The organism is Cellulomonas sp. ACRRI, assembly GCF_022346185.1.
Classification (GTDB): Bacteria; Actinomycetota; Actinomycetes; order Actinomycetales; family Cellulomonadaceae; genus Cellulomonas.
In genome coordinates this window covers 1-4,546 of sequence record NZ_JAKRMS010000200.1, presented here as the reverse complement: position 1 = coordinate 4,546, position 4,546 = coordinate 1, and the positions used below count along the sequence as shown (strand labels likewise).

5 protein-coding genes are annotated in these 4,546 nt (G+C 78.8%); 4 read left to right on the top strand and 1 reads right to left on the bottom strand.

What is annotated here, in order from left to right; all coding sequences use genetic code 11:
- Window positions 1-99 precede the first annotated feature (99 nt).
- The gene (locus tag MHY85_RS20235) at window positions 100-984 is read left to right on the top strand and encodes an aminoglycoside phosphotransferase family protein (protein ID WP_239200082.1); all 885 of its coding nucleotides are present in this window, start codon (window positions 100-102) and stop codon (window positions 982-984) included.
- Between the two features lie 21 nt (window positions 985-1,005).
- Here MHY85_RS20235 and MHY85_RS20230 read toward each other — a convergent pair whose 3' ends face one another.
- Window positions 1,006-1,920: a patatin-like phospholipase family protein gene (locus MHY85_RS20230; protein WP_239200080.1), complete on the bottom strand. Its 915-nt coding sequence runs from the start codon at window positions 1,918-1,920 to the stop codon at window positions 1,006-1,008.
- Between the two features lie 428 nt (window positions 1,921-2,348).
- Here MHY85_RS20230 and MHY85_RS20225 point away from each other — a divergent pair, with 428 nt between their 5' ends.
- The 3 genes from MHY85_RS20225 to MHY85_RS20215 all read left to right on the top strand — a co-directional run.
- Window positions 2,349-3,188 (top strand): hypothetical protein, encoded by an 840-nt coding sequence (locus MHY85_RS20225; RefSeq protein WP_239200077.1) that lies wholly within the window; start codon window positions 2,349-2,351, stop codon window positions 3,186-3,188.
- 44 nt (window positions 3,189-3,232) lie between these two features.
- Complete coding sequence (locus MHY85_RS20220; RefSeq protein WP_239200074.1) at window positions 3,233-3,592, top strand: nuclear transport factor 2 family protein; 360 nt, start codon at window positions 3,233-3,235, stop codon at window positions 3,590-3,592.
- A 53-nt stretch (window positions 3,593-3,645) separates the two neighbouring features.
- The coding region (locus MHY85_RS20215) for a DUF222 domain-containing protein (protein WP_239200071.1) at window positions 3,646-4,546 on the top strand (901 nt) is incomplete at its 3' end.

Here is a 4,546-nt window from a genome sequence, read left to right as displayed (position 1 = left end):
CGGCCCGGGGTAGCCCGGCCACGCCCCGGGCGCCCCCTCGACGGCTCGGGTACCCACCGGTGCGGGTGGGTGCACCGGCGCCCGGGGTAGCGTCGAGCGGTGACCACCGGCACCCCGATCCGCGCCGACGCCGTCGACGCGGACCTCGTCCGCGCCCTGCTCGCCGAGCAGCACCCGCGGTGGGCCGGCCTGCCGGTGCGGCCGGTGCCGGACGGCGGCAACGACCACCGCATGTTCCGGCTCGGGGACGACCTGGCCGTGCGGCTGCCCAGCGCCCCCGGCTACGTGCCGCAGGTCGCCAAGGAGCAGACCTGGCTGCCGCGGCTCGCCCCGCACCTGCCGCTGCCCGTCCCCGAGGTGCGCGCCGTCGGCGAGCCGTCCGAGCGGTTCCCCGCGCCCTGGTCCGTCTACGGCTGGCGTCCCGGCACCCCGCTGGCGCGCGCCGCCGTCGACGACGCGGCCCGGCTCGCCGGCGACCTCGCGGGCTTCCTCGTCGCGCTGCGCGGCTGCGACACGACCGGGGCCCCCGGGCCCGGGCCGCACAGCGCGTTCCGCGGCGGACCGCTGGAGCACTGGGACGACGAGGTCGGTGAGATCCTGCACCGGGTGCACGGCCGCGACCGCGACCTGGCGGAGGGCCTGTGGCGGGACGCCCTCGACGCGCCGTTCACCGGCCCGCCCACCTGGCTGCACGGCGACGTCGCGGTCAACAACCTGCTGGTCCGCGACGGGGCGCTCGCGGCGGTGCTCGACTTCGGCTGCTCCGCGGTCGGCGACACCGCGTGCGACACCACGCCCGTGTGGACCTTCTTGTCCGGCGCGGCACGCCAGGTGTTCCGGGCGGAGCTCGGCGTGGACGACGCGACCTGGGCCCGCGGGCGGGGCTGGGCCGTGTGGAAGGCGCTGATCCTCGTGACGAACGAACCCCCGGAGCAGCGCCGGCTGGCCCGGCACGTGCTGGACGCGCTGCACGCGGGGGTGTGAACCCGGCGGGAGGTCGTCGGCTCAGCCCCAGAACGCGGCGAGCCGCCCGGCCAGCGCGCGGCCCTGGTCGTGCCCCGCACGTGCCGCCGCCGGCCGCAGGGTCGGGTCCATCGCCCGCTCCCCGAACAGCCCGGGGTCGTCCGGGACGACCACCTCGACACGGCTGCCGGCCGCCCGCAGGTCCTCGACCTGCGCCGCGAGGTCCAGCCGCCAGGCCGCCGGGGCGAACGACGCCCCGCCGAGCGGCGCCAGCACGAGCACCCGGCCGTACCCGGCGGCCAGATCCGCGTTCTCGCCTCGCCGGTGCGCGCCGTCGACGTACCACCGGTCCCCGATCGGGTACGCGGGCCCGCCGGCGCAGCTCGCGGCCACGGCGTCCGCGAGGTCGACCCCGCTCGACCGGTCGAGGACGACCGGCTCGCCGGTGTGCGCGTCGACCGCGGTGAGCAGCGTCCGCCGCTCCGGCCACCCGGCGCGCGGGAGCCGCGCCGCGACCGTGGCCCGCCACCGCCCCGGCGCGTCCGGGCCGGCCGCCCGCGCCTGCTCCAGCGCGTCCGCGCCGGTCCGACGACGCAGGTCGGCGGGGTCCGCCGCGGCGGCGACCAGGGCGCGCCGGCGGGCCAGCTGCTGCGCGACGCGACCGGCGCCCGGCCGCCCGGCGCCACCCCGGCCCGCACCGGTGCCCCCCGCACGCGGCTCCGGCGGCACCAGGGCGGCCGCGTACAGCTCGGCCGCCCCCGCCCCGCCGAGCTGCGCCGCGGCGGTCGCCCCCGCGGACGTCGCGACCACGAGCCCCGCCCCACCGACCACGTCGACCCCGCCGGCCAGCAGCCCGGCCACGACGCCGAGCAGCCAGGCGTTGCCGGTCGAGCCGCCGCCGCCCAGGACGAGGGCGCGCTCCCCGGAGCCCGGCGTGGTGGGATCAGGTGCCGTCACGATCCGGGGACGCTAGTCCCCCGGCCCCGGGAGCGCGACGGAATTCGGGCGCCGCGGCCCGTCGCGGCAGACCACCGCCCGCACGCACCGCCCGCGCCCGACGCGCGTCTCCCCGCGGCCGGCAGGTCGTGGATCCGGTCCTCGTGCGCCGGGGCCGCGAGCGGGAGCCCCAGCAGCGCCGAGCACCAGGCGGCCGCGGCGGGCAGGTCGCGCACCGGGACGAGCACCTGACCGACACGGTTCGGCAGCGGCGACGTGGTCACGCCGGCGAGGCTGCTGCGACCGTCGCCGGACCGGGCGCGCTCCGGCCCCTCGACGCACGTGCGGTCGGTCCTGCCCCTCCCCGGGACGCGGGCCGGAGGTCCCGCACCACCGGACCCTCCCGGCGCGACGATGTCGCCGGCCAGCCGCGACCCGGGAGGACCGCCGTGCATCTCGACACCGACGCCGTCGACCACTACCTCGCGCACGGGGTGCTCGCGACCTCCTGGACGGTCCGGGCCGCGGCGGGCGGGGACACCGACCCCGTGCTGCCACCCGCCCACGAGCGCGACGCCGTGCGGGCGCTCCGCGACGACCTCGTCGGGCTCCTCGACCCGTTCGCTCCCGCGCACCCGGACGCCTGGGCCGCGGTGTCCCCCGACTGGCACGCGCTCGTGGCCGGGGCGCACGTCGCCCTGGTCGTCGGCTGGCCCGAGCCGTACGACGCGGGCGTGCGCACCGCCCCCGACGGGCGGGACGTGGTCGTCCTCGACGTCGCGCGGCTGGCCGGCTACGGGCACGACACGGGGCTCGCGGCGGCGCGGGCGGTGCTCGACCACGAGGTGGCGCACGTCCTGGTCGCGCGCTGCTGGCCCGCCGACGCCGCGGCCGGCTACCGGGACCGGCTCGACCGGCTGGTGTTCGACGAGGGGCTCGCCCACCACCTGGGCATGCGGGGCCACCCGGCGCTGGCACCCACGTCACCGGCGCTGGAGGGCCGCAGACGCGCTGCGCAGGACGCACTCCGCTCCGCGCGCGACCTGGCCGACCCGGACGCGCAGCGCGCCGCCCTGCTCCGGGCCGCGGCCGCCGACGACTTCTGGGACAAGTTCGGCTGCGTGGCCGGCGTGCTCGCGTTCGCCGACTCCGAGCGCTCGGGAGGCCTCGCCGGGCTGGCGGCGCTGGCGGGGGGCGGCTGGCGCGGCTTCGTCGACCGTGTGCTCGGCGGCGCGGCCACCGTCGCCGCGGGGCCCGACCCCTCCCGCGTCCCCGGCGCCCGCGGGTAGCGTGCGCCCTGTCCCGACGGGGGGCACGACGAGAGGGGCGGCGCGTGGCCGATCGCATCGAGGAGCTGATGGACGCCAACCTGCGGCGGGTGTTCGGGGAACGCGACCCCGAGCGCCGCCGGGTGGCGATCGAGGACACCTACACCCGGGACGTCGTCTTCTCGGACCCCGAGGAGACCGTGCAGGGCTGGGACGCGCTGCACCGCAAGGCGCAGGGACTGCTGGACGACGCCCCGGGGTTCGCGTTCTCCGCCGACGGGCCCGTCCGTCGGGCGCAGGACCTGGCGCTGCTCGCGTGGCAGTTCGGGCCGCCGGGCCAGGAGGCCGTGGTCCGGGGCATCGACGTCGCGGAGGTGCGCGACGACCGCATCGCCCGCCTCTGGACGGTGCTGGTCCGGGACTGACCGGGTACCCGCCCGAGCCCGGGCGTGTCAGTGGTGGCCGGTAGCGTTCTTGCATGGCTGACCTGCAGGAACACCCCGGAGGCGACACGCTCGCCGACCCGGTGCTGCCGGTCTACGGTGCCGACGGGACGTGCCTGACCGACTACGGCCCGGACCCCGTGGTGGCGTTCGGCGGGTCGCCCAGGACGGGTGAGCAGCGGCAGGTCGAGGCCATCGCGTCGTGCCCGCCGGGGCCGGTGTTGGATGCGTGGCTGCGGGGCTTGGACCTGACGGTGCTGGCCCCGGCGATCCTGGTCGAGGTTGTGGCGGCGCGGGCCCGGATGGAGGCCCACCAGCACGCCGCGATGCTCGACGCCGTCGCCGAACTCGCGAACCGCCCGGAGATGAGCCCGCAGTGGTCCCCGCTGGCCGGTGCCCCACCCACCCAGGGATGCGTCGCCGGGGACGAACTCGCGATGCGCCTCGGGTGGTCGCTGATGACCGCGAACAAGGCGGTGCACCGGGCACTGACCCTGGACGGGATGCTCGCCGCCACCCGCGAGGCGCTGGAGTCGGGGCACATCGACGCCGGCAAGGCCGAGGTCCTCGCGAGCGGGCTGATCGACCTGCCCTACGAGGCGGCCCACGCCGTGGAGGACGCGGTGCTGCCCGACGCCGCCCAGTGCTCCCGCCGGCAGCTGGAGCAACGCGTGGCCCGCGAGGTCCGGATCGCCGACCCTAAGGGGGAGGCCGGCCGCAACACCCGCGCCCGGTGCACCCGCCGGGTCACCCGGCCCCGGCGCCGGCCGCACGGGATGGCCGCGATGTGGGTGGTCCTGGCGGCGGAGGACGCGACCCGGGTCGACGGGGTCCTGCACCACGCGGCCCGCACCGCCAAGGCCCTGGGCGACCCCCGCACCCTGGACCAGCTCCGCGCCGACGGACTCCGCGACCTGGTCGTGGGCGACGTCCCCG